Source organism: Microbacterium sp. oral taxon 186 str. F0373 (genome assembly GCF_000411455.1).
Lineage (GTDB): Bacteria > Actinomycetota > Actinomycetes > Actinomycetales > Microbacteriaceae > Microbacterium.
The window spans coordinates 585855-601430 of the sequence record NZ_KE150457.1; the positions used below are offsets into that span (position 1 = coordinate 585855).

General features: G+C 69.4%; 13 protein-coding genes. 3 read left to right on the top strand and 10 right to left on the bottom strand.

Going from position 1 to position 15576, the window contains the following annotated elements; genetic code table 11:
- Window positions 1–40 precede the first annotated feature (40 nt).
- From HMPREF1529_RS02720 to HMPREF1529_RS02760, 9 genes are all read right to left on the bottom strand, one after another.
- Window positions 41–1507 carry an ABC transporter permease gene (locus tag HMPREF1529_RS02720; protein ID WP_016463589.1) on the bottom strand — a complete coding sequence of 489 codons (1467 nt, stop codon included), beginning with the start codon at window positions 1505–1507 and terminating at the stop codon, window positions 41–43.
- Window positions 1504–2265 (bottom strand): ABC transporter ATP-binding protein, encoded by a 762-nt coding sequence (locus HMPREF1529_RS02725; protein ID WP_005050557.1) that lies wholly within the window; start codon window positions 2263–2265, stop codon window positions 1504–1506. Before HMPREF1529_RS02725 ends, HMPREF1529_RS02720 begins: the two co-directional genes overlap by 4 nt.
- A 93-nt stretch (window positions 2266–2358) precedes the next feature.
- Window positions 2359–3015, bottom strand: coding sequence for a response regulator (locus HMPREF1529_RS02730; RefSeq protein WP_016463590.1), 657 nt, complete (start codon window positions 3013–3015; stop codon window positions 2359–2361).
- The gene (locus HMPREF1529_RS02735; RefSeq protein ID WP_016463591.1) at window positions 3012–4292 is read right to left on the bottom strand and encodes a sensor histidine kinase; all 1281 of its coding nucleotides are present in this window, start codon (window positions 4290–4292) and stop codon (window positions 3012–3014) included. Before HMPREF1529_RS02735 ends, HMPREF1529_RS02730 begins: the two co-directional genes overlap by 4 nt.
- A 68-nt stretch (window positions 4293–4360) precedes the next feature.
- Window positions 4361–5551, bottom strand: a complete 1191-nt coding sequence (locus HMPREF1529_RS02740; protein ID WP_016463592.1) for an ROK family transcriptional regulator — start codon at window positions 5549–5551, stop codon at window positions 4361–4363.
- An 87-nt stretch (window positions 5552–5638) separates the two neighbouring features.
- Window positions 5639–6868 carry a multiple monosaccharide ABC transporter permease gene (gene mmsB / locus HMPREF1529_RS02745; protein ID WP_016463593.1) on the bottom strand — a complete coding sequence of 410 codons (1230 nt, stop codon included), beginning with the start codon at window positions 6866–6868 and terminating at the stop codon, window positions 5639–5641.
- Complete coding sequence (gene mmsA, locus HMPREF1529_RS02750) at window positions 6865–8406, bottom strand: multiple monosaccharide ABC transporter ATP-binding protein (protein ID WP_016463594.1); 1542 nt, start codon at window positions 8404–8406, stop codon at window positions 6865–6867. The genes mmsB and mmsA overlap by 4 nt, the downstream gene beginning before the upstream one ends.
- Window positions 8407–8499: 93 nt before the next feature.
- Window positions 8500–9621 carry a multiple monosaccharide ABC transporter substrate-binding protein gene (gene chvE, locus HMPREF1529_RS02755; RefSeq protein WP_016463595.1) on the bottom strand — a complete coding sequence of 374 codons (1122 nt, stop codon included), beginning with the start codon at window positions 9619–9621 and terminating at the stop codon, window positions 8500–8502.
- Between the two features lie 226 nt (window positions 9622–9847).
- Window positions 9848–10303, bottom strand: coding sequence for an Lrp/AsnC family transcriptional regulator (locus tag HMPREF1529_RS02760; RefSeq protein ID WP_082784295.1), 456 nt, complete (start codon window positions 10301–10303; stop codon window positions 9848–9850).
- Window positions 10304–10374: 71 nt separating this feature from the next.
- On the opposite strand from HMPREF1529_RS02760, the gene HMPREF1529_RS02765 reads away from it, so the two are divergent.
- The 3 genes from HMPREF1529_RS02765 to HMPREF1529_RS02775 are packed head-to-tail and all read left to right on the top strand — an operon-like array spanning window position 10375 to window position 13599.
- The gene (locus tag HMPREF1529_RS02765) at window positions 10375–11859 is read left to right on the top strand and encodes a DUF6421 family protein (RefSeq protein WP_016463597.1); all 1485 of its coding nucleotides are present in this window, start codon (window positions 10375–10377) and stop codon (window positions 11857–11859) included.
- A complete protein-coding gene (locus HMPREF1529_RS02770; RefSeq protein WP_016463598.1) occupies window positions 11852–12526 on the top strand; it encodes an SDR family NAD(P)-dependent oxidoreductase in 675 nt (224 codons plus the stop codon). The genes HMPREF1529_RS02765 and HMPREF1529_RS02770 overlap by 8 nt, the downstream gene beginning before the upstream one ends.
- Before the next feature lie 5 nt (window positions 12527–12531).
- On the top strand, window positions 12532–13599 hold the full coding sequence (locus HMPREF1529_RS02775) for a threonine aldolase family protein (RefSeq protein WP_016463599.1): 1068 nt from the start codon (window positions 12532–12534) through the stop codon (window positions 13597–13599).
- A gap of 33 nt (window positions 13600–13632) precedes the next feature.
- On the opposite strand, the gene HMPREF1529_RS02780 is transcribed toward HMPREF1529_RS02775, so the two are convergent.
- Window positions 13633–15570: a M3 family metallopeptidase gene (locus HMPREF1529_RS02780; protein WP_016463600.1), complete on the bottom strand. Its 1938-nt coding sequence runs from the start codon at window positions 15568–15570 to the stop codon at window positions 13633–13635.
- Between the last annotated feature and the right edge of the window lie 6 nt (window positions 15571–15576).

Here is a 15576-nt window from a genome sequence, read left to right on the forward strand (position 1 = left end):
CGGCAGCCGGCGTCCGGGCGCTCCCAACGCGCCCGGAGTCTCACTCGGCGAGGGCCTCCACGGCACTCACCCGCGTCGCCAGCCGTGTGGGAACGACCGTGGCGACAACGGTCAGTAGCGCCGTCGCCGCGACGACGATGAGCACCGGCATCCACGGCACGGCGGGGGCCACGACCGTCGGCGCTGCGAACGACGGCGGCAGCGCGACCGAGCCGAGCAGCGACTGCGCCGCCACCCAGCCATAGACGACGCCGAGCACCAGCCCGAAAGCCAGCGCCGTGATCGTCACGTGCACGGCCTCCAGCAGCACCACGGTGCGCACCTGCGCGGACGACAGCCCCAGCGCGCGCAACAGGCCGAGCTCACGCCGACGCTGCACGACACCGATCGTCAGAAGGTTGACGAGTCCGACGGCGGCGATCACGGCCGACACCGCGACGAGCCCCATCATGATGGCCGCGAACGTGTCGAGCACGCGGCTGAGCTCGGCCGCCGGAACTCCATCGGCTGCGGCGGTCAGCAGCGCCTTCACCGACGCACTCGCGACCGCGAACATCACCACGAGGGTCACCCCCATCACGACACCGATCGCCATCCGGCTGGCGCGCTCGGGGTAGCGCAGCGCATTCTCGGCGGCCAGACGCGCGGGCGCCGAGCGTCCGAAGGCGCGTCCGCTCAGGCGCAGCAGTGGCGGCATGACGAGGACGGCCCCCAGCGCGAGAGCGGTGAAGGACAGCACACCGCCGAAGAAGGCGACGATGACACCCAGCGGCGATGCCGTCCCGACGACCACGCCGCCGGCGAGCAGCGCCGCACCGGCGGACCCGAGCGCGACCGCGACCGTGGTACGCCCGCGCGATCGAGTCTCGTCGCGGGTACGCGGCGTCGCTCCGCCGAGCGCCTGCAGGGGCGTCACCGCCAGCACCCGGCGCGATCCGCTCCAGGCGCCGGCCCAGGTCGTCAGCGCCACGACGGCGGCCGGGAGCAGCAGCACCGGCTGCAGCACGGCATAGCCGACGGTGACGTGCAGCAGTGCGTCGGCGGCACGAACGAGCGCGGCGGCGACGGCGGCTCCCACGACGAGCCCGGCGGTGGCTCCGATGAGGCCGACTCCCACGCCCTGACGCCCGACCTGGCGGCGCTGCGCCCGCGCGGACGCGCCGATCAGCCGCATCAGGGCGATCTGGCGGGTGCGGCCGGCGACGATGGTCGCGAAGGTGTTGGCCGTCACGATCGCGGCGACGTACACGGCGACACCGACGAGCAGGACGCTGAGGATGCCGAGGATGATCGCGACCGTCTCACTGTCTCCCAGGTAGGGGTCGGTGCGCGCCCACGTAGCGATGTAGCCGGTGGCGGTCAGCAGAAGTACGCCGAACGCGGACGAGATCGCGGCGACGAGAATGCTCGCCCCCATGCCGCGCTCGCGCAGCCACGCCGCTCGTGCCCAGGCGCGGCGGAGCGCAGCCGTCGGCGGTGCCGCGCGATCGGCGACGAGCGCGCTCACGCCCTCACCTCCGCGGCCAGCATGAACGCCGAGACCTGCTCGGCCGTCTGCGCCGGCTTGTCGGCCACGACCCGGCCGTCACCGAGGAACAGCACGCGGTCGGCATGAGCGGCGGCGACCGGATCGTGCGTCACCATCGCGATGGACTGCCCGCGCTCCCGGCTGGCTGCGGCGAGAAGAGCCAGCACTTCGCGGCTCGAGCGGGAGTCGAGATTGCCGGTCGGCTCGTCGGCGAAGACGAGGTCGGGGGAAGTCGCGAGGGCGCGGGCGATGGCGACGCGCTGCTGCTGCCCACCGGAGAGCTCGTGCGGCCGGTGCTGCAGGCGTGCCCGCAGACCCAGGGTGTCGATGAGGTCGTCGATGCGAGCCCGCTCCAGCGCCGTCGGGCGGCGCCCGTCGAGATCGAAGGGCAGCATGATGTTGCCGATTGCGTCGAGTGTCGGCACGAGGTTGAACGCCTGGAAGACGAAGCCGATCCGACGACGGCGCAGAATCGTCAGCTCGAGGTCGGACAGTCCCGTGATCTCGGTGTCGCCGATCCACGCCCGACCGCTCGTGGCGCCGTCCAGCCCGGCCATGATGTGCATGAGCGTCGACTTTCCCGAGCCCGACGGGCCCATGATGGCGGTGAACTCGCCGCGGCGGATGCCGACGGTGACGCCGTCGAGAGCACGCACGCCGCTCTCGCCGCCGCCGTAGGTCTTGGTGAGGCTCTGCACGCGAGCGGCGAGCCCGAGTTCGGTCATGGTGATCTGCATGCTCTCGACGCTACGGAGGGCGCTCGTGGCGCCGCGTCGGCCTCGCGTCGCGGCCCCCTACATCGCAAGGATGATCTGGAGGAACGTTCTCTCTCAGGCCAGGCCGTGCTCGAAGGCGAAGACGACGAGCTGCACGCGGTCGCGGAGCCCGAGCTTTCCCAGCACGCGACTGATGTGGGTTTTCACCGTCGCCTCGGAGAGGAACTCGCGCTGGGCGATCTCGGCATTGGAGAAGGCGGCGGCGCCGAGGGCGAAGATCTCCCGCTCCCGGTCGGTGAGCTCGGCGAAGGCCGGTGGCGTCGCGCGCAGGGGGGCGGAGAACTGGGCGAACAGCTCGCGGGTGGCCGCGGCGGCGATGACTGCCGAGCCTGACTGCACCGTACGGATCGCTGCGAGCAGGAACTCCGGATCGGCGTCCTTCAGGAGGAAGCCGCTCGCCCCCTGACGAATCGCGCGGGCGGCCGCCTCGTCGAGGTCGAACGTCGTGAGCATGACGATCCGCGGCGGCGCGGCTGCCAGGCTCGGATCCGCCAGCAGCTCGGCGGTCGCTGCGAGGCCGTCCATCACCGGCATCCGGATGTCCATGAGCACGACGTCGGGTCGTGTCTGGCGGACGACGCGCACGCCTTCGGCCCCGTCTCCGGCTTCGCCGACGACGGTCAGATCGGGCTGCGAGTCGATGACCATGCGGATGCCGGCGCGGAAAAGGGCCTGGTCGTCGATGAGGACGACGCGGATCGGCGCGCTCACCGGGCCGCGCCCGGCACGTGCGAACCTGGAAGGTTCGGCCCGGGGAGCGATCCCGGAGTGATCGGCTGCCCGGCGATCGGCAGCGAGGCGGTCACGACGAAGACCTGCCCGCGGGGCGCCGCCTCGAGGTGCCCGCCGACGAGCTGTGCGCGCTCGCGCATGCCGATGAGCCCGTGTCCGCGCGCCTCGCCCTCCCCGCGGTCGCCGTGCGCGGCGGCAAGCGGCGACGGCGGATCGATGGGGTTGCTCACGCTCAGCTCCACTCTTTCAGGGTGCCACGCCAGCCGCACGCTCACCTCGGCGCGCGCGCCGTGGCGCAACGCATTGGTGAGCGCCTCCTGCAGGATGCGGAAGACGGCGAGCTGTACCGCAGAGGGCACCTCGGCGCTCGGCATGGGGTCGATGTCGACGCGCAGTGCGACGCCCGCCGCGCGCACCTGTGCGTAGAGCTGCTCGAGGTCGGCGAGTGTGGGCTGCGGGCCTTCGGCCTGCGTGTGCCGCAACTGCGTCAGCAGCATCCGCACGTCGGACAGCGCGGCGCGGGCCGTGGCGGAGATCGTGCCGAGCGTCGCTGCGGCGACGGCCGGGTCGGATGCCGCGGCGTAGCGCGCGCCGTCGGCCTGCGCGATCACGACCGCGAGCGAATGGGCGACCACGTCGTGCATGTCGCGGGCGATGCGGGTGCGCTCGGCCTCGGCGACCGCCGTGGCCTCGGCGAGCTCCTGCGCGCGGCGATTCTCGCGAGCACGCAGCGTGGTGCGCACCAGCGCACCCGTCGTCCACGACAGCAGCAGGGCGAACGCGGCGGAGGCGAAGGTGGCGACACTGGCGAACACGTAGGTGCCGATGCCGTTCGGGGTGCCGGCTCCAAGCAGGAGCGGCACCACGACGATGTAGACGGCGATCGCGACCGCGCCGACCAACGATGAGGCGAGTCCGAGCCAGAACGTGCGTCGCGCCCCGTATGCCGCGGTGGTGTAGAGCACGCCGAAGATCACGACGTTCGCCGGCAGCGGCGGCAGGCCGCTGGCCATCTGCATGCTCGCGGCCACCCAGCACACCGCCAGCGCCAGCTCCGGAGCCAGGCGCCGGATCGCGGCGGCGGCCGAGAAGACCACGGTGAGCACCATCGCGACGGCGAGCGCCACGCGCGGGGGCAGCACGCCTGAACTGACGGTGTCCCAGGGGACGAGGGTCGCCAGCACCGCGAACATCGCGAAGACGCCGGCGACGACGATGTCGACCGTCAGCTGCGTGCGGGTGAGCGTGCGGAACACGCTTCGACGCTACGCGACGGCGCGAGCCGCGGCATCCATCGCGGGATGTATTGCGACGCGACGCCGACTCAGCGGATCGCTCCCGCCGCGGCCGGATCGGCCAGCGCCCGGTCGAAGAGGGGCTCGGTGGCTCCCACCAGCTCGAGACGCGAGCGCAGGGCGGCGCGTTCGATCCGCACGCTGCGGCGGAACTCGCTGAGCGTTCGCGAGGACACCTCCACCGACAGCCGCTCGCGCCCGGCCGAAAGGAGCGATCCGAGGAAGCCGCCCAACACGACCATCCGCGGGTTGAACAGGTGGATGAACGTCGACATGCCCTCGGCGAGCAGCGCGGTCTGTCGGGTGACCTCGGCGAGCAGCCGCGGATCGCGCGAGGTTCCCAGCTCGATGTCGAGCTCGTCCTGGTCGATCGTGGAGCGGCCGAGGATCTCGAGCAGGCCGTCCAGACTCACCTCGGCTTCGAGACAGCCGCGACGGCCACAGCGGCAGAGCGCGCCGCCCGTGCGCACGAGGGTGTGCCCGAGTTCCGCCGCATAGCCCGAGGCGCCCTGAAGGGGCACGCCGCCCACGATCACCCCACCGCCGATGCCGCTGGCGTGACCAGCGACGTAGACGACGTCGTCGATTCCCCGCGCCACACCGAACCTCGCCTCGGCGATGCCCTCCAGCGAGCAGTCGTTGCCCACGAGCGCGGGGATGCCGAGCGCGCGCTCCATCTGCGCGCCGATCGCCACCGCCGACCACCCGAGTCGTGGGGTCCACCGCACATCGCCCGACTCCGCATCGACGAGTCCGGGAACGGCCACGCCGATGCCGATGATGCTCCGTTCCGCACGCTCCAGCCGAAGTCCTTCGACGATGGACCCGACGGTACGCACGGCCTCGACCGGTGTCGGCGGGGTGCGGACATCGACCCGGATGCGGCGCAGCAGCTCACCGCCGAGACCCACCAGCCCCACCGTGATCGCGTCGGCGTCGATGTGCACACCGACAGCGGCGTAGGCGCGGCCCGGCATGACGATCGGGCTCGGGCGGCCGATCCGTCCGCTCGGAGCCGGAGCCTCCTCCGTGACCCACCCGAGGTCGACCAGCTCGCCGATCAGCCCCGCGATGGCAGATCGGCTCAACCCGGTCTGCGCCGTGAGCTCGGCCCGACTGAGCGGGCCCGAACGATGCACGAGCGTCGAAACGAGCGCGAGATTGTTGCCCCGGAGCGTCGCGTTGCTGGTCGCGGCGGCGGGGCCGGCGGGGATGTTCATCGCGACTCATCCTCTCCTGTCCCGCCGGGCGCACGGATCCACCGCGGCGACGCGGGCTGCCCGCGTCGCCGCGGACGGGAACGGCGCTCAGCGCATGCCGGCGCGTCTCTTGTTGAACACGTCGAAGGCGACGGCCAGCAGCAGGACAAAGCCCTTGATCGCCATCTGCCACGCGGCATCCACGGACAGGATCGACAGCCCCATGTTGAGCACCCCCATCACCAGGCCGCCGATCACCGCCCCGACCACCGTCCCCACTCCACCCTGCACGGCTGCGCCGCCGATGAAGACGGCCGCGATCGCGTCGAGCTCATAGTTCTGGCCCGCCGAGGCCACGGCCGAGCCGGCGCGGGCGGTGCTGACGATTCCCGCGACGGCGGCCAGGGCACCCATGTTGACGAAGATGAAGAAGGTGACCCACTTGGTCTTCACGCCCGACATCTGTGCCGCGAAGAGGTTGCCGCCCATCGCGTAGATGTGGCGCCCGAACACCGACCGGCTGAGGACATAGCTGTAAGCGAGGATCAGCACCGCCAGCACGATGAGGATGATCGGCGTGCCGCTGTAACCCGACAGCAGCCAGGTGAGCGCCATGATCGCCGCGACCGCGATGATCTGCTTCGTCCAGAACGACGCACCAGGCTCGCGCGGCAGCTCGAGCCGCCGCAGCGCGGCGCGGGCACGCAGCTGCTGCACGATCAGCGCCGCCGATGCGACGAGGCCGAGCATCAGCGTGAACGCGTCGCGGCCGAGGACGCCGCCCGCGAAGCCCGGAATCCAGCCGGCGCCGATCGCGGTGAACTGGGGCGGAAGGCCGCTGATCGTGCCGCCCGTGAGCAGCACGAGGGTGAACCCCCGGAAGATCAGCATGCCGGCGAGGGTGACGATGAAAGCGGGGATGCCGACGAACGCGACCCAGAAGCCCTGCCAGGCACCCACCACGGCGCCGGTGGCCAACGCCACCAGCAGCGCAGCCCACCACGGCAGGCCCCAGACGTTCATGGCGATCGCGGCGATCGCACCGACCATCGCGACAACCGAGCCGACCGAGAGGTCGATGTGACCGGCGATGATCACCATCACCATGCCGATCGCGAGGATCAGCACGTAGGCGTTCTGCTGGATGAGGTTGTTGACGTTTCCCGGCAGCAGCAGGCGTCCCCCGGTCAGCACCTGGAAGAGCAGGATGATTACGGCGAGGGCGGCGAGGATGCCGTACTGACGGAGGTTGACGTTCAGGCGCAGCCGTCGCTTGGGTGAGCCGCCTGGTGTGCCCGCTCCGGGACGAGTAGAGGTCGACGACGTGGTGGCGCTCATCGGGCCAGGTCCTTTCCCGCTGTCATGAAGTGCATGAGTCGTTCTTGCGTGGCCTCGGCGCGCTCGAGCTCGCCGGAGATGCGGCCTTCGGAGATGGTGTAGATGCGATCGGCCAGTCCGAGCAGCTCGGGAAGCTCGGAGGAGATGAGGATGATGGCCTTGCCCTGGGCGGCGAGCTCGTTGATGATCCCGTAGATCTCGTACTTCGCGCCCACGTCGATGCCCCGAGTGGGTTCGTCGAGGATGAGGATGTCGGGGCCCGAGAAGACCCACTTCGACAGCACGACCTTCTGCTGGTTCCCGCCCGACAGATTGCCTGTCAGCACCGCCACGGAGGGCGCCTTGATGTTCATCTTGGAGCGGTACGAGTCGGCGACCTTGTACTCCCGGTAGCGGTCGATGATCCCGAACCGGGCGAGCTTCGCGAGGGCGGCCGCCGACACGTTCATCTTGATGTCGCCGATGAGGTTGAGCCCGTAGCGTTTGCGGTCCTCGGTCGCGTAGGCGATGCCGTGGCGGATGGCCTCGTCGACGGTGCGGGTCTGGATCTGCACCCCGTCCTTGTAGACGCGGCCGCTGATTCCTGTTCCGTAGCTGCGACCGAAGATGCTCATGGCCAGTTCGGTGCGACCCGCACCCATGAGGCCCGCGAACCCGACGATCTCGCCGGCGCGCACGTGGAAGGAGGCGTTGTCGACGACCACGCGATCGACATCGACCGGATGATGCACCGTCCATTCCTCGACGCGAAACCGCTCGGCTCCGATATGGGGCTCGCGCGGCGGGAACATGCTCGTCAGGTCGCGGCCGACCATGGAGCGGATGATCCGCGCCTCGGTGGCATTCGGCCCGTGCATGTCGATGCTCTCGATGGTGCGTCCGTCGCGCAGCACGGTCACGGTGTCGGCGATGCGGCGGATCTCCTTGAGCTTGTGGCTGATGATGATCGAGGTGATGCCCTGCTGTCGCAGCTGGTCGATGAGCGCCAGAAGATGACCGCTGTCCTCATCGTTCAACGCCGCGGTCGGCTCGTCGAGGATCAGCAGTTTGACCTCTTTGGAGATCGCCTTGGCGATCTCCACGAGCTGCTGCTTGCCGACGCCGAGCTCGAGGATCTTCGTCGCGGGGTTCTCGTCCAGGCCGACGCGCGCCAGGAGCTGGGCGGCGGCAAGGTTGGTCGCGTTCCAATCGACGAATCCGCGTCTGTGGATCTCGTTGCCGAGGAAGATGTTCTCCGCGATGGAGAGGTACGGACTGAGTGCCAGCTCTTGGTGGATGATCACGATGCCGTCGGCTTCGCTGTCGTTGATCGAGCGGTACGCGGCATCGTGACCGTCGAATTCGATCGCCCCCTCGAAGGATCCGGTGGGATACACCCCCGAGAGCACCTTCATCAGCGTGGATTTGCCCGCGCCGTTCTCACCGCAGATGGCATGCACCTCACCGCGCTGAACGCTCAGGGAGACGCCGTCCAGGGCACGGACGCCGGCACCGAACTCTTTGACGATGTCGCGCATGATCAGGATGGGCTGTTCCATAGGGTCCTTCACCTCGATGTGTTGATGACCGCTGAGTCGATGCGCGCCGGGCAGAGAGGGGGGTGGATGCCGCGGCATCCACCCCCCTCGAACTCACTGACCGACGTCGCTCGCCTTGAGGAAGCCGGAGTCGATGAGCATGGACTGCACGGTGTCCTTGGTGACCACCTCGGGGTCGAGCAGGTAGGACGGCACGACCTTGACGCCGTTGTCGTACGTCTTGGTGTCGTTGACCTCGACCTGCTGCCCCGCGACGATCGACGCGATCATCTTCTGCACGCGATCGCCGAGGGCCCGGGTGTCCTTCCAGACGGTCATCGACTGCTCGCCGTTGAGGATGGCCTGCACGTTCGCCTTGTCGGCGTCCTGACCGGTGAGCACCGGATAGGCGGAGCCGGGGGTGTACCCGGCCGACTTGAGCGAGGCGATGATGCCGATGGCGAGCGAGTCGTTCGGCGACAGAACGACGTTGACCTTCTGTCCCGACGTGTAGAACGAGGAGAGGCGGTTGTCCATCTCGGCCTGAGCCTTGTCGGATGCCCAGCCCTGGATGCCGATCGACGCCCAATCCGCGTCGCTGGACGGAGACTTGCCCGAGGGAACCACGAGCTTGCCGGCGGTGACGTACGGCAGCAGAACGTCCCAGGCTCCGGAGAAGAAGAACTTGGCGTTGTTGTCGTCGGGGCTGCCGGCGAAGGGCTCCAGATTGAACGGTCCCGTCGCGTTTGCGAGGTCGAGCTGCTTCTCGATGAACTCGCCCTGCAGCTGACCGACCTTGTAGTTGTCGAACGTCGCGTAATAGTCGACGTCGCCCGTGCCGTTGATGAGACGGTCGTAGGCGATGACCGTGATGTTCTGCTTCTTGGCCTCGGCGAGCACCGGGCCGAGAGAACTGCCGTCGATGGCGGCAATCACGAGGATCTTCGCTCCACCGGCGATCTGGTTCTGAATCTGCGAGATCTGCTGATCGGTCTTGTTGTCGGCGTACTGGAGGTCGACCGTGCATCCGTCGCCCTTCAGCTTGGTCTGCAGACCCTCGCCGTCGTTGATCCAGCGTTCGAGGGTGCGCGTGGGCATGGAGATGCCGACGTTGCATTCACCCTGGGCTCCGGTTGCCGCTCCACCGGAGGCTGCCGGCGTGGATGAGCACGCCGCCAATCCGCCGATGAGAAGTGTGCCGGTGACGGCCAAGGCCGCGAGGCGTGTGAGCTTCATGTTCTGTGCGTTCCTCTCTGAATGCAGAAGCCACCACCGCGTGGCAGACATCGCTCACGGAATGGTGATTGTTTACGGAGAGAACATATTCGGACAGACGACCCCGCCGCGGAGAACGGCGAGTGACCTATATGTTGCCTCTCGCAACATTGTGACAGCAAGCATAGGTTTTCGGCAAGGACAAATTCGGACGGCGCGTGGACGCCCCCACTCGCAGCCTCGAGCGCTACGAGGCGCCGAGGGGCACGATCGGCCGGTGCTCGTAGAACGTCTGCAGCACGACGGTGGTGCGTGTGCGGACGGACGCGGCGAGACGGATGTCGCGCACGAGGTCTTCGAGTGCGCGGGGGGATGCGACCCGGGCGAAGAGCATGTAGCTGGCGTCGCCCGCGATGGAGTGGCACGCTTCGATGGCGTCGAGGTGCTCGAGCAGTTCGGGCGCATTGTCGGGCTGCGCGGGGTCGAGCGGAGTGATCTCGATGAATGCGGCCAGAGGACGTCCGGCCGCGTCGGCATCGACGATGGCGCGGTACCCGGTGATGACCTCGCGGGACTCGAGGCGCTTGAGCCGCGCCTGCACCGCCGAGACGGACAGTCCGACCGCGGCGGACAGGTCGGCGAGGGTCATCCGCCCGTCACGGGAGACCTCGGCAACGATTCGACGGTCGACATCATCTTCCACACATGGAAGAATATCCGATGCTAGCCGCTCAGACCGTAAATATTCCTGTCAAACGATCGGAGGTGCCCACCATGTCCCTTCTCACGCCCGCGAAGTCCGTCATCGGAGAGCCCGAGGTCGTCGAAGACGACAGACCGATCACGCAGCTCGTCGAAGACGACCGACCGATCACGCAGCTCGTCGAAGACGACCGACCGATCACGCAGCAGCCGGCGTGGCTGGCCCTGAAGGATGCCGTCTCGCAGCTGCAGCCGCTGCAAGCGCAGGACGGCTCGGTGGCGGATCCCGCCCACCGTGATCACGCCGCGGAACTGGTCGCCGTGGTCGCGGAGGCGATCGCAAGCCTCGCCCCGCTGTTCCCGCACGATGCCGCCTACCTGTCGGCGTGCGTCGTCGACCTGCACCGGTGGGCCGACAGCGGCTTCGGCGTGCCCGACTTCCTCGACTCCTTGGTGACCTTCCAGCCGCAACGCGACCGCGTCGACGGCCTGCGCCATCTCGTCGTCTTTCCGATGTACACGCAGAACGGCTCCCGCGACCGGCACCTGGAGGCGGTGCTCTGCGAAGTGATCTGGCCGGAGTTCATCGCCGAGGTGGAGCACACGTACACCAACGGCCTGTTCGTCTCCCTGCGCCTGCTGGATTTCACGTCCGGCTACGACACGAACTCCGCGGTGCTGTTCCCCGAGACGGTCGCCATGCGTGAGATTCCGGCGTTCACGTGGGGCGCGATCTTCCAGGACCGCGAAGCGGCGCGCTTCCGGCGCGTGGTGGGCGCGGCATCCGAGATCACGAAGCTCGACGTACCGGAGGGCGTCGCGCGCATGCTCACCGACCAGGGCCTGACCGAGCAGACCTTCGTCATGTGGGACCTGATCCACGACCGCAGTCACATGCGCGGCGACCTGCCGTTCGACCCGTTCATGATCAAGCAGCGCATGCCGTACTTCCTGTACTCGCTCGAGGAGCTGCGCTGCGATCTGACCGCGTACCGGGAGTGCGTCGGCATCGCCGCGCGGCTGAGCGCGCGGGCCGATCAGGGCGAAGAGCTGACGGATGCCGAGCGGGAGATGCTCGATCACGCGCAACTCGTCCAGTACGCCGTGCTCTTCGACCGGATCTTCCGGTTCGCGATCACCGGGACGCGGGTACGCAACTACGACGGACTGGGCGGCCAGCTGCTGTTCGCCTGGCTGCATCAGCGCGGCGTGCTGCACTGGACCGACACCGCACTGGCGTTCGACTGGGACGACGTGCCGGCGGCGGTCATCGCGCTCAGCGACGCGATCGACCGGCTGTACTGGGAGTCGATCGACCGGCCGAAAGTCGCGCACTGGCTCGCCGCGTATGAGCTCGTCCGCGGCGTCGTGACGCCCCATCCGGCGTCTGTGTGGGCGCGGGGTCTGCCCGACGAGGTGCTGGCCGGAGCTCCGAAGGGCTACACCGACGCCGTGCTGGACGACGAGTTCCCACTGTCGATGTTCTTCGAGGCGCTCGACAAGAAGATGCACGGCGTCATCTCCTCGACCGCGGGCATCACGGGCCGCGATGGATGACGGCGTCCGCGGGACGACGGTCGTCGTCGCCGGCGCCACGAGCGCGAGTGGACACGCCGCCGCCCGCGCGCTCGTGGCGGCCGGGGCGAGCGTCATCGCGGTGGGGCGCCGCGATGACGCTCTCGCTCCCCTGCGCGACCTGGGCGCGCGCACGGCCGTGTGCGACCTCGCCGACGAGGCGGAGGTCGCGGCGTTCGCGGCGATACTCGCCGCGGACGGCGTGCGTGTCGACGGGCTGCTGCACCTCGTCGGGGGGTGGCGCGGCGGCGGCGGGCTGCGCGGCCAGACGGAGGCCGACTACCGTGCGCTGGAGAGCGGGCTGAGCGCCCTGCGACACGTCACGCGCGCGTGGTGGGACGACTTGAACGCCTCGCCCGCCGCCCGGACGGCGATCGTGTCGTCCACGGCGGTCGCGCGTCCCCTGGCGGGCGGGGCCAATTACGCCGCCGTCAAGGCCGCCGAGGAGGCGTGGGCTCGCGCGATGGCGCAGGGCTTCGCGAAGGACGCGCGCGATCGCGGGGTCGCGCAGACCGCGGCATCCGTCATCTTCCGCGTCCGGGCTCTCGCGGGCCTGGAGGAGGCGCTCGGATCGGCCTTCGTGGGGCTCTGGGATGCCGACGCGGCCGAGGTCAACGACACGATCGTCGGCCTCGGCGCGCCGAACTAGATTGGATGTCCGTGACGACTCTTCACGACACCTCCGTCCGCGGCTTCGCCAGCGACAACTACTCGGGCGTCCACCCCGAGATCCTCGAAGCCATCGCCGCCGCCAATCACGGGCATCAGATCGCGTACGGCGAGGACGCGTACACGGCCCGACTGCAGGAGGTGTTCCGCCACCACTTCGGCGACCACGCCGAGGCGTTCCCCGTCTTCAACGGGACGGGCGCGAACGTCGTCGGGCTGCAGTCGATGCTGCCGCGGTGGGGTGCGGTGATCGCGGCATCCACCGCGCACATCAATGTCGATGAGGGCGGCGCTCCCGAGCGGGTTGCGGGGATCAAGATCCTGAACGTCCCCACCGACGACGGCAAGCTGACTCCTGAGCTCGTCGACCGCGAGGCCTGGGGATGGGGAGACGAGCACCGCGCGCAGCCGCTCGTCGTCTCGATCACACAGTCGACCGAGCTCGGCACGCTGTACACGCCCGACGAGATCGCGGCCCTCGCCGACCATGCGCACGCCCGCGGTATGCGCCTGCACCTGGACGGTGCCCGCATCTCCAATGCGGCCGCGGCGCTCGATCTGCCGCTGCGCGCCTTCACCACCGACGTGGGCGTGGATGTGCTGAGCTTCGGCGGCACGAAGAACGGCGCCCTGGGCGGCGAAGCCGTCGTCGTCCTCGACCCGGCGGCCGCGGAGGGGCTGCTGTTCCTGCGAAAGCTGAACATGCAGCTGGCGTCGAAGATGCGATTCATCTCCGCGCAGCTGGTCGCCTTGCTCGAGGGGGACCTGTACCTGCGCAACGCGCGCCACGCGAACGCGATGGCCCAGCGCCTGCGGGCCGGTGTCGAAGCCGGGATCGCCGACGGATCGGTCACCGCGGTGTCGTTCAGCCAGCCGACGCAGGCCAACGGCGTCTTCGCGGTACTGCCCGACGGCGTCGCCGATGCCCTGCGCGAGAGCTTCCGCTTCTACGACTGGGATGCCGCGAAGAACGAGGTCCGCTGGATGTGCTCCTTCGACACGTCCGAAGACGACGTCGACGCGTTCGTCGCCGCTCTCGCGCGCCTCACCTGACGCGCGCCGGCTCGACGCCGACCCGTCACCGGGTCAGGCGCCGGCGAGCCACGCCCGGTACGCGTCGAAGGAGTACGGTCGTCCGAGGAACGCCTCGACGAGCGCGGTCGCGTCACGACTGCCGCCCGGCTCGAGGATCTCGCGGCGGTAGCGGGAGGCCGCCTCGGCATCCATGAGGTCGCCGCCGAAGCCCGAGAGCAGGTCGCGGGCGATAACGAGGCTCCACTGGTACGTGTAGTAGCAGGCACCGTAGCCGGTGAGATGACCGAATCCGGCGTACGGGTGCCGTCCGCGCAGTGGCTGCACCGGGCTCGTCACGGAGTACCAGTGCTCCGTGGCCGCCTGCAGGTCTTCCGGACGGTCGACGTGCAGGTGGTACGACACGTTCGCGTGGCCGAGCTGGCGGCGCACCTCCAGGGCCCGCCCGAACCCGTCGGCGACGCGCATCTTGGCGACCAGATCGGCCGGGATCGGCTCGCCCGCGGCGTTCGCGGTGAACGAGGCGAGGACCTCGGCATCCCACGCCCATTCCTCCAGCAGCTGGCTGGGCGCCTCGACGAAGTCCCACTCCGTCGCCACGCCCGAGAAGCGCACGAAGCGCTGCGCGCCGCCGAGGATGTCGTGCACGAGGTGGCCGAACTCGTGGAAGAACGTGACGACTTCGTCGTGGGTCATCAGCCCGCGCGCAAAGTTGCACAGCAGCACCGCCTCGGGCAGCACACGCCCCGCGACGCCGGGGGCGAGGGGGAAGCAGGCGGCGTGGTTGTACTTGCCGTCACGCGGATGCAGGTCGAGGTGGATGCGACCGAGCCGCTGACCTTCGCGGACGACGTCGTACGAGCGCACGTCGTCGTGCCAGGTGCGGATCTCGACAGGCACGTACTCGACGTCGAGCAGGCGCGCGGTCGTGTCGAGCACGCCCGGCAGCACCCGGTCGAAGGAGAAGTACGAGCGCACGAGCTGAGCGTCGACGTCGTGACGCTCACGGCGCAGCGCACTGAGGAGGTAGAAGAAGTCGGCGATCGTGACCTCGGTCGCCGCCGGGTCGTCCTGCTGCAGCCGTTCGAGCAGCACCGGGTACTCACGAGCGGCCGCGTCGGCCGATGCGTCGTCGAGACGCGCGAGGAACTCCGCGATCGCCGCGCTGCCGCCGTCGACACGATCGGCGCCGATCATGCGGGTCTCGGTCTCGTAGTCGGCCCAGTCGCGGTAGCCGAGCAGCTGCGCACGTTCCGCGCGGACGGCCAGCAGCTCGGCGAGGACACTGTCGTTCATCGGCCACGCGAGGTCGTTGTAGGCCGCGACGAGCGCCGTGCGCGTCGCCCGGTCGGTCGCGTATTCCCGCACCGGCATAAGGTCGGTGTACTCGGTCGTGAGCACGATCAGCCCGTCGTGGTCGACGGGGTGCGCGTCGATGAAGTCCTGCGGCAGACCCGCCAGTGCCGCGGGGGCGACGCGGATCTCGCGCCGTCCGTCGCGGATGTTGCGTGAGAACTCCAGACTCAGCTCCGTGTCGCGGTCGGTGAGCACGCGCACACGCTCACGATCCGCCGCAGGAAGGCCGACGCCCCCGCGGTGGAAGTCGCGACGCACCTGCGCGAGCAGCCGGGCCTGGTCGGCGTCGAGAGCGTCATCGGTGAGCGCCTCGAATGCGGCGAACAGCTTCGCGTCGAGAAGGCGGGATGCCGAGAGCGCCTCGAGCGCCTGCACCTGCTCCTCCGCGATGCGGCGCACCTCGGCATCCGGGTGCGCCTCACTCAGCAGGTAGGCCTCGCACGTGGCCTGCCGCAGCGCCAGATCGGCGTCGTTCCACAGGTCCAGGCGCGTCGCGGCATCCATCTCGTCCGCCGCATCGATGAGGCGGGCGTCGACATCGGCGACGAGAGCGACAGCGGCGGCGGGCCGTCCGGACGCGAACGCCACCCAGCCGTCGGCGTCGGTCGGGAAGACGAGAGGCTCGATCGAGGTCATGATCCG

Excerpts from the sequence above, each read along its gene's own strand:
- HMPREF1529_RS02725 (WP_005050557.1), bottom strand. The coding sequence starts at position 2,265 with ATGCAGATCACCATGACCGAACTCGGGCTCGCCGCTCGCGTGCAGAGC.
- HMPREF1529_RS02740 (WP_016463592.1), bottom strand. The coding sequence starts at position 5,551 with ATGAACATCCCCGCCGGCCCCGCCGCCGCGACCAGCAACGCGACGCTC.
- mmsB (WP_016463593.1), bottom strand. The coding sequence starts at position 6,868 with ATGAGCGCCACCACGTCGTCGACCTCTACTCGTCCCGGAGCGGGCACA.
- mmsA (WP_016463594.1), bottom strand. The coding sequence starts at position 8,406 with ATGGAACAGCCCATCCTGATCATGCGCGACATCGTCAAAGAGTTCGGT.
- chvE (WP_016463595.1), bottom strand. The coding sequence starts at position 9,621 with ATGAAGCTCACACGCCTCGCGGCCTTGGCCGTCACCGGCACACTTCTC.
- HMPREF1529_RS02765 (WP_016463597.1), top strand. The coding sequence starts at position 10,375 with ATGTCCCTTCTCACGCCCGCGAAGTCCGTCATCGGAGAGCCCGAGGTC.
- HMPREF1529_RS02770 (WP_016463598.1), top strand. The coding sequence starts at position 11,852 with ATGGATGACGGCGTCCGCGGGACGACGGTCGTCGTCGCCGGCGCCACG.
- HMPREF1529_RS02775 (WP_016463599.1), top strand. The coding sequence starts at position 12,532 with ATGTCCGTGACGACTCTTCACGACACCTCCGTCCGCGGCTTCGCCAGC.
- HMPREF1529_RS02780 (WP_016463600.1), bottom strand. The coding sequence starts at position 15,570 with ATGACCTCGATCGAGCCTCTCGTCTTCCCGACCGACGCCGACGGCTGG.